Origin of the sequence: Emticicia soli (assembly GCF_037860775.1) — a bacterium.
In the GTDB taxonomy this organism is placed as follows: Bacteria; Bacteroidota; Bacteroidia; order Cytophagales; family Spirosomataceae; genus Emticicia; species Emticicia soli.
This window is the reverse complement of the sequence record NZ_JBBEWC010000005.1, coordinates 177462-194899: the sequence shown is the minus strand read 5'-3', so window position 1 is coordinate 194899 and position 17438 is coordinate 177462. Positions and strand designations below refer to the sequence as shown.

Here is a 17438-nt window from a genome sequence, read left to right as displayed (position 1 = left end):
TGAAGCTTTAATTTTGTTTTGGCAATTATTTTTTTGCTGCACCAATAGCCTCTTTATAACTTACCAGTTGAATACCTTTTTGCACAATGGCTTCTTTTACCTTATCACTCGTAAAAATGTTGGTTACATCTTGTCGGCCTTGGGCTACATCTTCGTAGCCAATGTGATAAATAGCTCTCAGCTCATCATTATCAAGCCCCGGATGCTCAACAAATACATAGGTTTTGCCATCTTCCAACTTATCAAGCATAGCTATAAAGGCATCAATACGCTCATTAGTATTTTTATTTCTGAAATCAAAACCTATATAACTAATTCCGAAATCTTTCTGCGAATCGCCATCCACCATTGCCAGCTTATATTCTTTTGCCACACGCTTTGTCATTTCTTTTACTTCCGGCGTAAATGCTGTGCTAGCCATGTGTCCTGAAATATGACTTAATCGAGGAATATATTTCAACGCCATTTCTATCTGTGCTCTTAGTTCTTTTTCTATATCGGCCAGTTTCCATGCATTGTCCATAACTGCCTGTTGAGGATAGTTATTATTATGAAACAACATCGGATAAAAATAACCGTCTTTGTCTCTCAAACTTGGCGCATCTGTTAATGGGCGCCATTTTACATTATCCCATTCGCTCGTAATAGCAAAGTGTAGACCCACATCAATACCTTTGTTTTGCGCTAATAACTTAGCGGCTTCCGGAAACCAAGGCGAAGGAACAATTACCTCTATTGAGGTTTCAATGCCTTCTTTATAACATTTTATGAGTGCCTCATTACCTGAATGCGAATAACCCATGTCGTCGCCTCGCACAATTAATTTCGGAGGATTACTCAGTACTTTTCTCATAACCCCGTTTTTGGCTGATTTACCAAAAATGCTGCCAAACTCAACTGATACCTTATCTTCATTAAATACACACTTAATAGTTTCGGTATGTGGGCTTTCAATGTATCGCAAAGTCAATTCGAGCGTATTAGCATCTTTCCATGCATAGCTGCCTGCCACTTTAAACTTAGGTAAGTTTGAACGATTACCCTTTGCTCTTGCTACAAGATATGGACCAAATTTAGTAGTTTCGCTATATTCCCATTTTCCAGCACCAAAAGGTATATGGTGTTCTACTGAATCGGTCTTTAAATTCAAATAAGCAATATTATTTTTAAATTCAAGGCTGAGGCTCTCAAGCGTTTTGTCTTTAGCAATAATACCAAAAGTTTTACCCGAAATCTTCGATTCAATAGCTGCATTAGCATTATTCTGAGGGATGCGTAATACCAATTGGCTTATTTTTTCTTTCAAACCTGCCAATGCCTTCGGATTAGCAGGTAATTTTTTAGGTTTAAACGCAGGTAGAATGTATTTCCAAACCAGATTAATTTCTGATTGCATATCAGGTGCTTCGGCTGTCAACAAAACTACGGCATCTTGGTCAGGCATCACAATAATAAATTGCCCGTTGGCACCATCACCTCTATAAGCATTGTTGCGGCAACGCCACATCTGGTAGCAATAACCCTGCAACCAATCGCTTGAGTCTTTTTTAGCTTGTGGGGCATCAGGGTTTTGCATGATTTTCATGCTTGTGGCTTCTTCTACCCATGAAGCAGGTAATATCTGTTTACCTTTCCATTGGCCTTTCTGCAAGAATAGCTGCCCGAATTTTGCCATGTCTTCGGTCTTGATTCTTAGGCCCCAGCCACCTGTATTAATGCCGTTCGGGTCAACTTCCCAATCCATACCCTCAATACCTAATGGCTCAAATAATCTTGGTCTCAGATAATCTATCATCTTTTGCCCGGTAACTTTCTGTATAATAGCCGACAACATATAGGTAGCTACCGAATTATACAAGAATTTAGAACCGGGTTGGTCAACGATAGGCGTGCTCAAGAAAGTTTTTACCCAATTATCACTCATTACAACAGGGCCTGTGGGGTCTGGCACTTGTCCGGCGCTCATGCTTAATAAGTCTTTTATTTTAAGTTCAGCAAGATTAGGGCTTATTGTTTGCGGCAAATCATCAGGAAAAAACGAGATTACTTTGTCATTTACCGTCAGTTTTTTCTCGGCTACTGCAAAACCTATGGCTGTTGCTGTAAAACTTTTGCTGCACGAATACATGGTATGTTTCAGGTCTGCTCTGTAAGGATTCCACCAGCCTTCGGCTACCACCTTTCCATGACGCAGAATCATGAAACTATGAAACTCATGCTTACTTTTTGAAGCTGCCTCTAAAAACTGATTGATTCCTTCGCTTGATACGCCTTCTGCTTCGGGCGTGCTTCGGGGAAGAGAGATGGGTTTCTGCGCAAATACATATACACTTAATAGTAGAAGAATAAATGTTTTTTTCATTGTATCGGTTGAATAGGTTAAATATAAAAATCTCAGGCTAAAAACTGTTGAAAGGTACAGAATATCTGATTATTTTCATAATTTCTTAAAAAAAGACAATAGAGCAAAATAAATCTAATTAAGAAAGAATTTTATGAAGAAGTTGGCTTATTTGTTTTGCTTTATCTACGGTCATGAAATGTCCGCCTTTACTCACGATATAATTGCAATTGATGTAGCGTAAAGGTAGAATATGGTCATTATTACAATGTATATGAATTGTATTAGAATGCATTGTCTGGTTTTGCCAACAAACAATTTTATCAATTGCCCACTTTAAGAAATCAGTATCTAAATCGTTCAATATCTCAGCTAGAAGAGCCTTATGTACTTTATTCTTTACTCCAAAAAACCAATAGTTAATAAAACCGGGGTATTTTAAAAGTTGAGTAGGTATAATCTTATGCATTTTCAAATAGCCAAGCCATCGAAAATAAAAAGGAATTTCTGTATATGTTTTTGCGGAGGCAATGAGAATAATTCTTTGTGTGGATATTAGTTTAGCCACTTCCACTGCCATCATACCACCGAACGAAAGCCCGATTAAAACTGGTTTCTTTGTGTATATCTGTGTAGTCAAACGTTTTGCATAATCTTCTATACTCTCAGTCGGCGTTGGTTTTATCCAATTTATGAAAGTTACGTTAAAACCCGTAAAATCCAGATATTTAAACACTCTTTGGTCTACCCCAAGCCCGCTGAAAATATAGAGATTCTTCATTCTAATCAGTGAAAAAACAAATGAAAAGCCCCTAGATACACGCTAGAGGCTTAAGTTTAATAGAATACGCTACTTGGTCTTAGGCTTAATAATCAACCTCAACGATTGGTCATAGGTTACATAGCTCCATAGCCAATTGATAAATACCATTACTTTGTTTTTGATACCTAATATAGACATTAAGTGTACAAACATCCAGACATACCACGCAAAAGCACCTTGGAATTTCCAGAATGGTAAATCTACTACCGCCAAGTTTCTACCAACGGTAGCCATCGAACCTAAATCTTTATATTCAAAAGGAACTGGGTTCTCGCCTCTCATTATTTTAAGGATATTCTTAGCCAATAATTTCCCTTGCTGAATAGCCGGTTGTGCTACTTGTGGGTGCCCGTTCGGAAACTTCTCATCACCGCTCATTATGGCAATATCTCCTACTGCAAAGATATTATCAAAGCCCTCAACCTGATTAAAAGCGTTTACTTTCATACGAGCACCTCTTCCATAGGTTTCAGATACAAAACCATCAACAGCATTGCCTTTAATACCAGCAGCCCATACAACATTATGCGTGCGTATTTTTTCGTTTGTGCTTGTGTATGCAAATTGTCCGTCGAAATCTGTAATTCTTACACCTGTTTTCACTATTACGCCTAAACGTTCTAAGTACTCTTTTCCTTTAGCCGAGGCATCGTCTGACATCACTTCTAAAACTTCAGGCGAAGATTCAAACAAATAAATCTTCATCAGGTTGAAATCCAATTCAGGATAATCTTTGGGCAAAATGATTTTTTTCATTTCAGCCAATGTTCCCGACACCTCAACACCTGTTGGCCCACCGCCTACTACCACAATATTCATTAAACCTTCACGGGTTTCGGTGTCTTTTGTGGTAAGTGCATCTTCAAAGTTTTGCAGTACTCTGTTGCGCAGATAAATTGCTTCTGAAACCGATTTCATAGGTATGGCATTATCTATCATGTTTTTCATGCCAAAGAAATTAGTGCCTGCTCCTGTGGCTAATACCAGATAATCGTATCTGATTTCGCCCAACTCTGTTTCTATTTTATTTTCTTCGGGTGTTACCTTCGTAACACCTGTAATACGGATATGTACATTTTTTTTGTGTTGAAATATTTTACGAAGCGGAAAAGAAATCGAACTTGGTTCGAGCCCCGCCATAGCTACCTGATAAAAAAGTGGCTGAAATTGGTGATAATTATTTTTATCGATTAGTACAATCTGGACATCACGGTTGGCAAGTTTCTGTGCTAGTGCCAAGCCTCCAAAACCCGCACCAACTATCACGATGCGTTTCTGGGAAGTATCAGGAATATTAGGTTCCATATGAGTGTGTAGCCGAAGCATTTTTGGATTTTTCTAATAAGATAACGCCACAGCGAATACTTTTGTTCGACTTTTTCAAGAATTATTTACTATATTTTTTAAATAAAAACCCGTTTGAAGAAATCTTCAAACGGGTTATATTTTGCTTAGAATAACATTTCATTTGGTGGCTTAATGCCTTTCATACGGATATAGATTGTGGTTTGGCCACGGTGATGAGTCTGGTGCTCAAATGCCTTTGCAAATACCAATTCTTTGCTCATTTCGCCTCTGTTACCAAATTTTACCATTTCTTTCATTTGTGCATCGGTCATGCCTTTCAAGGCATTAATCACAAAGTCGTAGCTGTCTAATACCATTTTAGTAGTAGCTGCTTTCGATTTATCTTCAGCTTTTTCCATAGCACCTCTTTCAAAAGGGCTCTTCATGCCACTAGCTAAAGAGCCAAAACTATAATTGGCATCGGCAAGGTGTAATAATTGTTGTGCAAACGAACGAATATCAGCCGATGGCTTGAAATCGTAGCCATCTTCCGGCATGGTTTCAAGGTAAACCTGGGTATAAGCTTTAGCTCTCTCCCACTCTTTTATCATTTGCTCTTTGTCAAGTGCACTGGCACTTGTAAAACTAAAAACCAATAAGGCCAGAAGGCTTAACAGTAAAGATGTTTTTTTCATTGTAATAGATGTTTATTTGTAAAGTAAATATAACAAAAAAGAGACTTGCTGATATACAGTAAGTCTCTCTTTTATTATATTCTACATTAGTTAGCTACAAATTCACCACTAGCTCTCAATTCTACTTCTTCGCTTACTACTGCTGCAGGCATAGCACCTACACCAAAAGCTGTACGGTTGATAGTACCAGTAGCTTTGAAACCAGCAACTTTTTTACCTTGACGGTTGGTAGTAGTACCAATAAGCGTAAGGTCAACTGTAATAGGTTTAGTTACACCTTTTATTGTCAAATCACCACCCAATTGAAATTTCTTAGGGCCAACACTTTTAATTGAAGTACTTTTAAAAGTAATTGTAGGGTATTTTTCAGTATCAAACATGTCTGCTTTCTGTAAGTGTGCGTCTCTGTTTTCTTGATTGGTATTCACACTTTTTGCATCGATTGTAAACTCAAAAACTGCATCAGAAAAATCTTCTTTCGAAGAAGTAAGCGTTGCATCAAAGTTTCTGAATGTACCATCTACTTCCGAAATCATAAGGTGAGTTACCGTAAAGTTTACTTTAGTGTGCGCTTTGTCGGTTGTCCACTTTTGAGCAAACGAACTAACTGATGCCAATAGGCTTAGTACCAAAACAACTGCTTTTTTCATTGGTCTTAATGATTTTAATTAATAATAGTGAATTGATTTAAAGGAACAAATGTAGATACATATAATTTATCTACAAGTATTTTTTCTGGTTTTAACAAAACATTAACTTACTTAAGTTCAACAAATATTGCAAATCATGAAAAACCTCTTGAGGAGAGTCGACATATTCCTAAAATTACTCGGCATTCTTTGCTATTAAGCCGATTTATTTTTTGTGCTGAAAACCTTTCTGAAAACTACAAAAATTACTTGCTCTCTGCTCAGCTATTGTTCTTTCTAAAACCAGAAACAATTTAAAACGTTTGCACAACAATTTGAAACGTTTGCGAAAATAAATATTTTTATATTTAGTCTTTATATAATACTATTGCATTTGTTATTTGTCGGCAAGACAATTATTATTTGAGCAAAGTTTGTTTGTCTGTATAAGACACAATAGCTAATTTTACCGCAACTTGTATAGACAAGTTAAGATATTATAACCTTAATCTGCTTTTTTAGCCGTACTTCTTTATACTATGAAAGATCCGAATCTTTTGGTTAAACCACAACAAAACCCTGTCTATCAAAATTTTACTGCCCAAGAAGTTGGTTGGACACACCTCAATTTTGGTGCAAGGCTCATGCAAAAAAATGAAACATGGCAACATGATACCACCGAACATGAAATGGCAATAGTGATTTTAGCCGGAAATTTCAAGGTTGAGTCAGATAAAGGTAACTGGGAAGTAACAAATGGGCGCAAAGATGTTTTCAGTGGTATAGCACATACACTTTACTTGCCTCGCTACACTAAATTCACACTTACAGCTACCAGCGAAACACTAGATATTGCTTACTCGTGGGTTAAAACCGACCAGGATTTTGCGCCCTATTTAAAACAACCCCAAGAAGCCGCCATTGAGCTAAGAGGCGGCGATAACGCCAACCGCCAGATAAACAGCCTGATTCAACCGGGTTTCCCTTGTCATAAAATTGTTTGTGTTGAAGTATATACTCCTTCAGGCAACTGGAGTTCTTTTCCGGCACATAAGCATGACGAACGCATAGTTGACGCCGACGGAAAACTGATTGAAGCCGAATTAGAAGAAATTTATTTCTATAAATTCCAGTCTCCACAAGCCTATGCCATTCAGCAGGTTTATACTTATGACAGAAGTCTTGACGAAATTATTCGTGCCAGAAACAACGAAGCCGTATTGGTGCCTAAAGGCTACCATCCGGTAGCGGCCTGTCATGGCTATCACGCCTATTATCTCAACTTTTTAGCCGGAAGCGACCAGGTTCTAACAGCTACAAACGACCCTGACCACGAATGGATTTATGGTACATGGAAAACCCAAGACCCTAGATTACCATTGGTAACTGCCGACATGAACGTATAAATAACCTGACATGCAAGAAAATAACAGTAAATATGATATTCTGACCATAGGGCGGTCGTCGATTGATTTATATTCTAATGATATAGGCTCTCCCTTTGTTGATATTACCTCTTTTGGTGCTTTTGTGGGCGGTTCGCCACTGAATATCGCCGTAGGCTGTAAACGATTGGGGCTTGAGACCGGATTCTTGACAGCCGTAGGCAACGACCAGGTTGGCAAGTTCATTCTTAATTTCTTAAATAAAGAAGGCATAAACACTGCTTCTATTCCAACGGTTGATGGCACTCGTAGTTCGGCCGTTATTCTTGGTATCGAGCCGCCAGATAGATTTCCGCTGGTTTATTACCGTGATAATTGCTCAGATATTAACATTAATCTTGAGCATATCAGACAGGTTAATATCTCAAACTATCGCTCAGTAATGTTTTCGGGAACTGCTTTTAGCAAAGACCCGAGCCGCACGGCTATGTTTTATGCCATAGAAGAGGCTAAAAAACATGGCGCTGTTACAGCACTAGACATTGATTTCCGTGCTGACCAATGGTTTGACCCTTTGGCTTTTGGCGTAACCATACGAGCCGCTATGCCCTACATGGATTTTGTGTTGGGTACAGAAGAAGAAATTCTGGCAGCCTTCATGACCGACCCTAAACAATTAGAAATCAAACATCAGCAAATCTCCGCTCCCGAAATAAGAGGAAATATTGACAATGCCATTCAGGAAATTTTGCGCAAGGGTGTAAAAACCTTGATAGTAAAGCGTGGAGCAGAAGGCGCTTCAATATTCCGCCAAGGAGAAGAAGAAATAAAAGTACCCGGTTTTCCAGTAGAAGTAATCAACGTTTTAGGTGCTGGCGACTCATTTGCCGCAGGCTTTATGTATGGCTACCTGCAAGGCTGGGATTTATACAAAGCAGTAAGAATGGGTAATGCCACAGGTGCTATTATGGTAACCAAACACGGTTGTGCCAATTTTATGGCTACACTCGACGAAGCAATAGCCTTTGCCAACAGCAAAGGAGGTTTATAATAATTCAGAAAAAATATTAAAATACATGGCAAAGTTAAGTAATTACATAAACGGACAATGGGTAAACAGCTACTCAGATGAGACCTTAGACGTGAAAAATCCTGCTAGCCAGGAAGTGATAGCAAAAGTACCACAAGGCTCGGTACAAGATGTACAAAAAGCAGCAGAAGCAGCAGCCAAAGCATTTCCTGAATGGAGAAACGTGCCGGCGCACCGCAGAGTACAATATCTTTTCAAGCTTAAAACCCTGTTAGAAGATAACATTGATGATATTTCGAGAACTATTGTTTTAGAAAGTGGTAAAACCTTTGGCGAAGCAAAAGCCGAAATGCAGCGTGCCATTGAAAACGTAGAAAACGCCTGCGGTATTCCAACCATGATGCAGGGGACTTTCTCAGAAGACATTGCCAGAGGTGTTGATGAGTTTATGATTCGCCAACCTGTGGGCGTTTGTGCTTGTATTGCGCCCTTCAATTTCCCAGGTATGATTCCGTTCTGGTTCTTGCCTTATGCCCTTGCTTGTGGAAATACATATATCATTAAGCCATCAGAAAAGGTACCTTTAACCATGACAAAGGTTGTTCAATTGATGGAGCAACTGGATTTACCAGCTGGCGTTGTTAATCTCGTGAATGGTACTAAAGAGGTTGTTGATGGTATTTTGCAACACCCAGCTATCAGAGCTATCAGCTTTGTAGGGTCAAGCAATATTGCTCGCTATGTATATTCGCAAGGTGCGCTTTATGGCAAAAGAGTACAGGCGCAAGGCGGTGCTAAAAATCCGGTATTAGTTTTACCTGATGCCGATATTGAAATGACCAGCCAGATTATTACTGATAGTGTTTATGGTTGCGCCGGACAACGCTGTTTGGCAGCCTCAACTATTATTACAGTTGGCGAGCATAAGCAAATTACTGAAAGCCTTGTAGAAGCAGCAAAAAACCGCACAACAGGATTTGGGCTAGACGAAGCAAGTTTAATGGGGCCTGTGATTACGCCAGAAAGTAAAAACAGAGTTGAACAGTTGATTCAACAAAGTGTAAAAGATGGAGGGAAACTTTTGGTTGATGGTAGTAATGCTAAGGTATCAGGTTACGAAAGCGGTAACTTTATTTTACCAACGATTATAGAGGATACCCCATTAGATAGTTTAGTAACTCAAACCGAGATATTCGGCCCTGTGATGTCGCTTATTCACTTAAAAGATGTTGACGAAGCCATAAACTTTATCAATAACGGCCCTTATGGCAATGCCGCTTGTATTTTCACAAGTAGCGGTGCAAGTGCTCGTAAGTTCAGACACGACGCAGATGCCGGAAATATCGGTATCAACATCGGCGTTGCTGCACCAATGGCTCAGTTCCCGTTCTCGGGCTGGAAAGATAGTTTCTTCGGCGACTTACATGGCCAAGGTATGCACTCAGTTGAGTTCTTTACCCAAACCAAAGTTGTTATTGAACGCTGGTTAAAAGAATGGACACGCAAATTCTGACAAATCCCTATTAAAAAATCGGGTTCAACAATCCACTTAAAAATATCTAATCAATCGTACACTTACCTTTCTAAATATTAATGGAAAATACTTTAAAAATCGGCATTGTTGGGCTTGGTCGTATCGGTCAGATTCACCTTGCCAATATAGCTACCCGCATAAAAAATGCAGAAGTGGTTGCTGCGGCTGATATATCAGAAAATCTATTGGACTTTGCTAGAAGACATGGCGTAGAAAATGTTTCTACCAGCCCTGAATCTGTGCTTACAAATCCTGAAGTTGATGCTGTAATTATCTGTACTCCTACCCCATCGCACGTGCCTTATACTATTTTGGCGGCACAGCATGGCAAACATATTTTCTGCGAAAAACCACTTGATTTAAGCATTGAGCAGATTCTTGCAGCCAAAGAAGCCGTTGAATTAGCCAATGTACAATTGATGCTAGGTTTTAACCGCCGTTTCGATGCCAACTTCCTGAAAGTAAAAGATATGGTGCATGCTGGGCTTGTAGGCGACCCACATATTCTTAAAATTACGAGCCGTGACCCTAACCCTCCGCAAATTGAATACGTGAAATCATCGGGTGGTCTATTCCTTGATATGGCTATTCATGATTTTGACATGGCTCGCTATGTAATGAACAGCGAAGTAGTAGAAGTATATGCCAAAGGCAAAGTATTGGTTGATTCACGCATTGGCGATGAGGGCGACATAGATACCGCTATTACTACGCTAACTTTTGCCAATGGCGCAATCGGTGTAATAGACAACAGTCGCAAAGCAGTATATGGTTATGACCAACGCATTGAAGTATTCGGCTCAGGCGGTATGACCCAAACAAAAAACAATACGCCGGATACCCACGAATATTATAACGAAAAAGGTGGACATCTGTCATTACCTCTTAATTTCTTCTTGGAAAGATACGCAGAGTCTTATGTAAACGAAATAAATGTTTTTGTATCGAGCGTGCTATCTGGCGAAAAAGTACCGGTAGATGCACACGACGGGCTGATGGCTACAGCCATAGCGATTGCCGCTAAACAATCTTGTCAGGAAGAAAAACCTATAAGAGTGGAAGAAATACTCAATGCCCTTATGGCATAGATGTATAAGAGTACCCCTTAAACACCAATTCAACCCTATAACCTGACAATTATTCGAATGGAAACACCCGGTTTACATACGCTCGACTATGTAGTGTTTTTTCTTTACTTTGTTATCATAATAGCTTATGGCTATTGGGTTTTTCGTAAAAAAAGCGTTGATAACAACACAGCAAATGGCTACTTTTTGGCAGAGGGTTCGCTTACTTTCTGGGCAATTGGGGCATCATTAATCGCCTCTAATATTTCGGCAGAACACTTCATTGGTATGTCGGGTTCTGGCTTTGCCATTGGTCTTGCCATTTCTTCTTACGAATGGATGTCGGCTGCTACGCTATTGGTAGTTGCAGTATTTTTCTTGCCCGTTTACCTCAGAAATAAGATTTATACAATGCCGCAGTTTCTGCGACAACGCTATAACCCTGTTGTTGCTACAACAATGGCTATTTTCTGGCTTTTACTCTATGTATTCGTAAACCTTACTTCTATTCTGTATTTAGGTGCACTGGCATTAGAGGTAACTGCCGGAGTCGACTTCAATATGTCAATTATAGGTTTGGCTGTTTTTGCTATCGTTATTACTATCGGTGGCATGAAAGTAATCGGTTATACAGACGTTATACAGGTTGTTGTGTTAATATTAGGTGGGCTCATTACCACATATCTGGCTATGGATATGGTAGCCAAACATTTCGACAAGCCAAATATTTTAAGCGCTTTTGGCACATTAAAAGAACAAACCGATTCACATTTCCACATGATTTTGCCAAAATCAAGTCCTTATTACAAAGACCTACCGGGCTTGACAGTAATCATTGGTGCCATGTGGATTAACAATCTGAATTATTGGGGTTGTAACCAGTACATTGTACAACGTACACTTGGAGCTGATTTAAAAACTGCCCGTCAGGGTATCGTATTTGCAGCTTTTTTAAAATTATTAATTCCACTAATTGTAGTTATTCCGGGTATTGCAGCTTTTGTTTTGTACCAAAATGGTGTATTTCAGAAAGAAATGCTTGATTCTACCGGAGTAGTTAAACCCGACCACGCTTATCCTGTTCTGCTAAATTTATTACCATCAGGTTTAAAAGGAATTGCTTTTGCCGCGCTTACGGCTGCTATTGTAGCCTCATTAGCCGGAAAAGCCAATAGTATTTCAACAATTTTCTCGCTCGATATTTACAAGATTTACATAAAACCCGATGCATCTGATAAGCATTTGGTAAGAGTAGGCCGTATTGCGGTATGGATAGCGATGGGTATTGCCGCATTGATTGCTCCGCAACTACGTGTGCTTGACCAAGCCTATCAGTTTGTGCAAGAGTATTCAAGTTTTATTACTCCAGGTGTATTTGCCATTTTCTTTCTGGGGCTATTCTGGAAAAGAACCACAGGCAGTGCCGCATTGGTGGCCGCCTTGCTTACCATACCCTTGTCTTTAGCGTCTAAAATCTGGTATTCAGAGATTCCGTTCTTAGACCGTATGGGTATTATCTTCGTAATTTTAGTGGCGCTTATGATAGCCATAAGCATGACCTCTAAAAACAAAGATAATTCTAAAGGAATGGACATTGGCGTGCCGAAACCTAATTTCACCACAGGATTCATCATTTACAGCACAATTATCTGTGGTATTTTAGTAGCTTTATATACAGCATTCTGGTGATAATATCTTACCTGGTATTGTCTTTTATAAGTACTGCGAACCTACGGGCCGCAACACAATTTTTTAATTACAAAATATTAGTATAATGTTACTTACAACCAAAGAGATATTCAAGAAGTGTTATGGCAAGTATGGTATTCCTGCCGTAAACGTATTTTATATGGAAGAGGTACACGGGCTTTTTGCAGCAGCCGAGAAAGCTAATGCCCCTTTTATTGTGCAAACCACTCCTTTCGCCCGTGATTACGCACACCCTAAAATGCTGATTGCCATGATAGAGGCCGCAGCAAAAATTTATCCGAAAGTAGTATATGCCGTGCATGTAGACCACGGCGTTGAAGAACATATTTATGATGCCATTGATAGCGGAAGTTATTCATCAGTTATGATAGATGCTTCGCACGATGATTTTGATACAAACGTGGCTCGAACCAAAGCAGTAGTTGAAAGGGCTCATGCAAAAAACATAAGCGTAGAGGCTGAACTAGGTGTGTTAGCGGGTATTGAAGACGATATAGTGGTTGAATCAGGCAAATCTTCTTATACCAATCCAAAAGATGTTGAGCGTTTTGTAAAAGCTACCGATTGTGACTGCTTGGCTATTGCCGTTGGCACCAGTCATGGGGCTTATAAATTCAAGGGTAAACAAGGCATTCAGTTTCATATTCTTGAAGAAATACAGGAGCGTTTGCCAGAGTTCCCATTGGTATTACACGGAGGCTCATCTGTGAATCCTGAAGAAATCCGCCGTATTAATAATGCCGGTGGTGCCCTGAAAGACGATGCCCAAGGGGTAGCAATGGCCGAAATCCAGAAAGCTATCAGCCTAGGTGTGTGCAAGATTAACATCGCAACAGATACCCGATTGCTATGGACAAGAGTAGTTCGTGAGTTTTTCAGAGATACGCCAGAGCAATTTGCTCCTACTACACCGGGCAAGGTATTAATGGAAGAATACGTAAAATTCATGCTCAATAAATTTGACGATTTTGGTACAACAGGCAAAGGAATAGATTTCGGAATTAGCTAAGTACAACTGCCTTAATGGCAAACTCAACCTTAATCTGTTCATTCACTAATTCACGATTATCATGGCTACGACTATTAAGCTAACTGTTGCACAGGCAACTATAAAATTTCTAAAAAACCAGTTCATCGAAAGAGATGGAATTGAGCAACCGTATTTTGGTGGTTGTTTCGGTATTTTCGGGCATGGCAATGTGGCTGGCTTGGGCCAGGCATTACAACAAAATCCTGATTTCAGGTATTACCAGTGCCGCAACGAGCAATCGATGGTGCATACAGCCGTTGCTTATGCTAAAGTAAAAAACCGCTTGGGTGCAATGGTTTGTACCTCGTCTATCGGCCCCGGCGCAACCAATATGCTTACAGGTGCGGCTTTAGCTACTATCAACCGCTTGCCCGTTTTGCTTTTACCTGGCGATATTTTTGCCACACGTGAGCCAAACCCTGTTTTGCAACAGTTAGAAAGTAGTGCTACGCAAGATATATCGGTAAATGACTGTTTCAAACCTGTATCAAAATACTGGGATAGAATCAGCCGCCCTGAGCAATTGATTTACTCTTTGCCAGAAGTGATGCGTGTACTTACTTCGCAGGCTGAAATGGGTGCTGTTACACTCTCAATGCCGCAGGATATTCAGACACACGCCTACGATTATCCCGAAGAACTATTCAGGAAAAGAGTCTGGAACATAGCTCGCCCACGTCCTGATGTAAATGCTTTGAAAAAAGCCGCTGAATTAATCCGTGGAGCTAAATCTCCTGTAATTGTAGCTGGTGGTGGCGCTACTTATAGCGATGCCAACGAAGTGCTACACCAGTTTGCAAGCAAAACGGGTATTCCGGTAGGTGAAACATTTGCGGGCAAAGGCGCTGTGCGCTACGATGCACCCTATGCATTAGGTGGTCTGGGCGCTACTGGTACAAAATATGCTATTGAAATTGCCAACGAAGCCGATGTAGTAATTGGTATCGGAACTCGTTACAGTGATTTTACTACCGCTTCTAAATCCATTTTTCAAAATCCGGCTGTTAGATTCATCAATATAAACATTTCTGATTTTGATGCCTTTAAGCACGCTGCTCTTCCTTTGGTTGGCGACGCTAAAGCAACTTTAGAAGAATTAGGTGAGCTATTAGGTGATTTTGAAGTATCGGCTGATTACAGAGCTCGCATTAAACAGATGAATGAAGATTGGGATAAAGAAGTTACCCAGATATATGCCGATGGCAATGGCACAGTACCTCCAATTGATCAAGCAGTTGTAATTGGCACATTGAATAGTTTCATGGACGACCGAGACGTAATGATTAATGCATCAGGCTCTGCTCCTGGCGATTTACATAAACTATGGCGTGCAACCGACCCTAAAAACTTCCATTTAGAGTATGGGTTCTCAACTATGGGTTACGAAATTGCAGCAGGTTTAGGCGCAAAAATGGCCGATACCTCGCGTGAAATATATGTAATTTGTGGCGATGGTGGTTATCTGATGAACAATCATGAAATTGTAACAGCTATACAAGAGGGCTATCGTTTCACGATTCTATTGCTTAACAACAATGGGTTTGCCAGCATTGGTGGGCTTTCTGAAAGTATTGGCAGCCAACGCTTTGGTACAAGATATGTTTACCGTGATGAAAATTCAGGTCAACTATCAGGCGATTTTTTACCTGTTGATTTGGCCAAAAATGCCGAAAGTCTGGGTGCTGTAGTTATTAAAGCTACTGATAAAGCCTCGCTAGAAAATGCCCTTGCAGAATCAAAGAAACAAGATAGAGTTACAGTAATTTACATCGAAACCAGCTTGTATCGTACCGTAAAAGGCTATAATGCTTGGTGGGAGGTTCCAATTGCTGAAGTTTCGGAGTCAGAGGGTGTACAAAAAGCCTTTGAGACTTACAAAGAAAACAAGAAGACACAGAAAATTTACTTATAAAATATTTATTCAACCATTCAACGTAGACATATAACGTACTAACGTATTATTAACATGAGTGCTAAGAACATTAAATTAGGTGTAGCACCTATCAACTGGACAAACGATGATTTGCCTGAATTAGGAGCCGAAAATACTTTCGAACAATGTATCAGCGAAATGGCTCTTGCAGGCTTTGAGGGCTGTGAGGTTGGGAATAAATACCCCCGTGATACTGAAGTATTAAAAAAAGCATTGAATCTTAGAAATTTGCAAATAGCCAATCAATGGTTTAGCTACGAGCTCACAACTAAATCATTGCAAGAAAATATAGTAGAATTCAATAAATTGCTTGACTTTCTGGGCGCAATGGGCTGTACAATTGTTGGCGGTGGCGAAACAGGCAATAGCTGCCAGGGGAAAGATGTTCCGGTTTTTGAAGGCAAAGGCATGTTACATTCGGCCGCTGACTGGAAAAAGTACGGCGAAAACATGAATGAGTTAGGCAAAATAGCTTCTGACAGAGGCTTTAAATTATCTTTTCATCATCACATGGGCACTATTATCCAGACCATAGAAGAAACTGACAAGTTTTTGGAAAACACCAACCCAGACTACGTATTTTTAAATTATGATTGCGGCCATTTCTATTTCGCAGGTGAAGACCCTGTGGCTGCACTCAAAAAATATGTGAGCCGTGTAGGTCATGTGCATCTGAAAGATATTCGGCCTAAAGTTTTACAACGAGTACACGACGAAAAGTGGAGTTTCTTGACAGCCGTTAAGAATGGCACTTTCACAGTTCCGGGAGATATTGAAGGTTGTATTAATTTTCCGGCAATATTCGCTATATTGCAGGAAAGTAACTATAAAGGTTGGGCCATAGTTGAAGCCGAACAAGACCCCGCAAAGGCTAATCCTTTAGAATATGCTTTAATAGCAAGAAATTATATAAAAAAGAACCTCGGTATATGAGTGGACAGTCTCAAATTACCATTAAAGACATTGCCCGTAAATTCAAATGTTCGCCCTCGACCGTGTCGAGGGCATTGAATGACCACGATGCTATCAATATAGATACCCGTAAAACCATTCAGGAATATGCGAAAAAAATGAACTATCAGCGAAATCAGGTTTCGCTGAGTTTATTAAACAAAAAGACCTATTCTTTAGGTGTTATTGTTCCTTCGCTCAAATATAGCAACCTCGAAGCCTCGGTTATTGAAGGTTTACAGTCGGTTTTACAACCGCTTGGCTATACCATCAGTATATTTATCTCGCAGGAAAGCCACGAAATTGAAGTACAGAATGTTGAGCAATTGCTGGCTAGCCGTGTTGATGCAATCTTTCTTTCAGTAAGCCAAGAGACTTATAATCTGGGCTTTTATGGACATTTTGATAGAATTATTAATGCCAATAAAAGTCTCATATTTATTGACCGAGATTACGAAGGTTTCAAATCTAGCCGTGTTATAATCGATGATTATCAAGGGGCTTACATTGCCGTTGAGCACCTGATTAAGATGGGCTGCAAAAGAATTGCTCATCTGAAAGGCCCAAGCGGCACTTCAGTATCCGAAAAACGCCTTGAAGGCTACCTTGATGCCCTCAAAAACCATAACATTGCTATTGACGAAGATTTGATTCAGACAGCAGGCTTTCTGTCTGACCGAGCTATTTTTCCTACCAAAACGCTGTTAGATAATCCGAACCGGCCAGATGGTATTTTTGCAGTAAACGACCGAGCAGCAATCGGCGCAATTTCAGTAATACGTTCAGAAGGATTAAGTATTCCCGGCGATATTGCAGTGGTTGGTTTCGATAATGACCCCTCATCGGCTTATATCACGCCTTCACTTACCACCATTTCGCAACCAAGTTTTGAAATAGGCCGAGAAGCTGCCCAGCTTTTCTTGAATTCGCAGAATGTAGAAAAAGAGGGAGAAGCAAAATATGAAAAAATTATACTTCCCCCTGAATTATTGATTAGAGAATCTTCCTTAAAAGTTCTCTGAT

General features: G+C 39.9%; 14 protein-coding genes. 9 read left to right on the top strand and 5 right to left on the bottom strand.

Features of this window, described 5'->3' with window-relative positions:
* Nucleotides 1–25: 25 nt before the first annotated feature.
* The 5 genes from WAE64_RS08710 to WAE64_RS08690 all read right to left on the bottom strand — a co-directional run bounded on the left by WAE64_RS08710 (nt 26) and on the right by WAE64_RS08690 (nt 5796).
* Complete coding sequence (locus WAE64_RS08710) at nt 26–2362, bottom strand: ChbG/HpnK family deacetylase (RefSeq protein ID WP_340235969.1); 2337 nt, start codon at nt 2360–2362, stop codon at nt 26–28.
* 118 nt (nt 2363–2480) lie between these two features.
* Entirely contained in the window at nt 2481–3122 is a 642-nt protein-coding gene (locus tag WAE64_RS08705) for an alpha/beta hydrolase (RefSeq protein WP_340235968.1), read from the bottom strand.
* A 69-nt stretch (nt 3123–3191) separates the two neighbouring features.
* On the bottom strand, nt 3192–4469 hold the full coding sequence (locus WAE64_RS08700) for an NAD(P)/FAD-dependent oxidoreductase (protein ID WP_340235967.1): 1278 nt from the start codon (nt 4467–4469) through the stop codon (nt 3192–3194).
* A gap of 146 nt (nt 4470–4615) precedes the next feature.
* On the bottom strand, nt 4616–5146 hold the full coding sequence (locus tag WAE64_RS08695; protein WP_340235966.1) for a DinB family protein: 531 nt from the start codon (nt 5144–5146) through the stop codon (nt 4616–4618).
* Nucleotides 5147–5232: 86 nt separating this feature from the next.
* A complete protein-coding gene (locus WAE64_RS08690) occupies nt 5233–5796 on the bottom strand; it encodes a YceI family protein (protein WP_340235961.1) in 564 nt (187 codons plus the stop codon).
* A 518-nt stretch (nt 5797–6314) separates the two neighbouring features.
* On the opposite strand from WAE64_RS08690, the gene iolB reads away from it, so the two are divergent.
* From iolB to WAE64_RS08645, 9 genes are all read left to right on the top strand, one after another.
* A complete protein-coding gene (gene iolB / locus WAE64_RS08685; RefSeq protein WP_340235959.1) occupies nt 6315–7181 on the top strand; it encodes a 5-deoxy-glucuronate isomerase in 867 nt (288 codons plus the stop codon).
* 10 nt (nt 7182–7191) lie between these two features.
* Nucleotides 7192–8211 (top strand): 5-dehydro-2-deoxygluconokinase, encoded by a 1020-nt coding sequence (gene iolC / locus WAE64_RS08680; protein WP_340235957.1) that lies wholly within the window; start codon nt 7192–7194, stop codon nt 8209–8211.
* 25 nt (nt 8212–8236) lie between these two features.
* Nucleotides 8237–9703, top strand: a complete 1467-nt coding sequence (locus WAE64_RS08675; protein ID WP_340235955.1) for a CoA-acylating methylmalonate-semialdehyde dehydrogenase — start codon at nt 8237–8239, stop codon at nt 9701–9703.
* An 80-nt stretch (nt 9704–9783) separates the two neighbouring features.
* The gene (gene iolG / locus WAE64_RS08670) at nt 9784–10812 is read left to right on the top strand and encodes an inositol 2-dehydrogenase (protein WP_340235953.1); all 1029 of its coding nucleotides are present in this window, start codon (nt 9784–9786) and stop codon (nt 10810–10812) included.
* A 57-nt stretch (nt 10813–10869) separates the two neighbouring features.
* Nucleotides 10870–12480 (top strand): sodium/sugar symporter, encoded by a 1611-nt coding sequence (locus tag WAE64_RS08665; RefSeq protein WP_340235951.1) that lies wholly within the window; start codon nt 10870–10872, stop codon nt 12478–12480.
* A gap of 85 nt (nt 12481–12565) precedes the next feature.
* The gene (locus tag WAE64_RS08660; protein ID WP_340235949.1) at nt 12566–13510 is read left to right on the top strand and encodes a class II fructose-bisphosphate aldolase; all 945 of its coding nucleotides are present in this window, start codon (nt 12566–12568) and stop codon (nt 13508–13510) included.
* 61 nt (nt 13511–13571) lie between these two features.
* Complete coding sequence (gene iolD / locus WAE64_RS08655) at nt 13572–15443, top strand: 3D-(3,5/4)-trihydroxycyclohexane-1,2-dione acylhydrolase (decyclizing) (protein WP_340235947.1); 1872 nt, start codon at nt 13572–13574, stop codon at nt 15441–15443.
* A 54-nt stretch (nt 15444–15497) separates the two neighbouring features.
* A complete protein-coding gene (gene iolE, locus WAE64_RS08650) occupies nt 15498–16397 on the top strand; it encodes a myo-inosose-2 dehydratase (RefSeq protein WP_340235945.1) in 900 nt (299 codons plus the stop codon).
* Nucleotides 16394–17437 (top strand): LacI family DNA-binding transcriptional regulator, encoded by a 1044-nt coding sequence (locus WAE64_RS08645; RefSeq protein ID WP_340235943.1) that lies wholly within the window; start codon nt 16394–16396, stop codon nt 17435–17437. The genes iolE and WAE64_RS08645 overlap by 4 nt, the downstream gene beginning before the upstream one ends.
* Nucleotide 17438 lies beyond the last annotated feature (1 nt).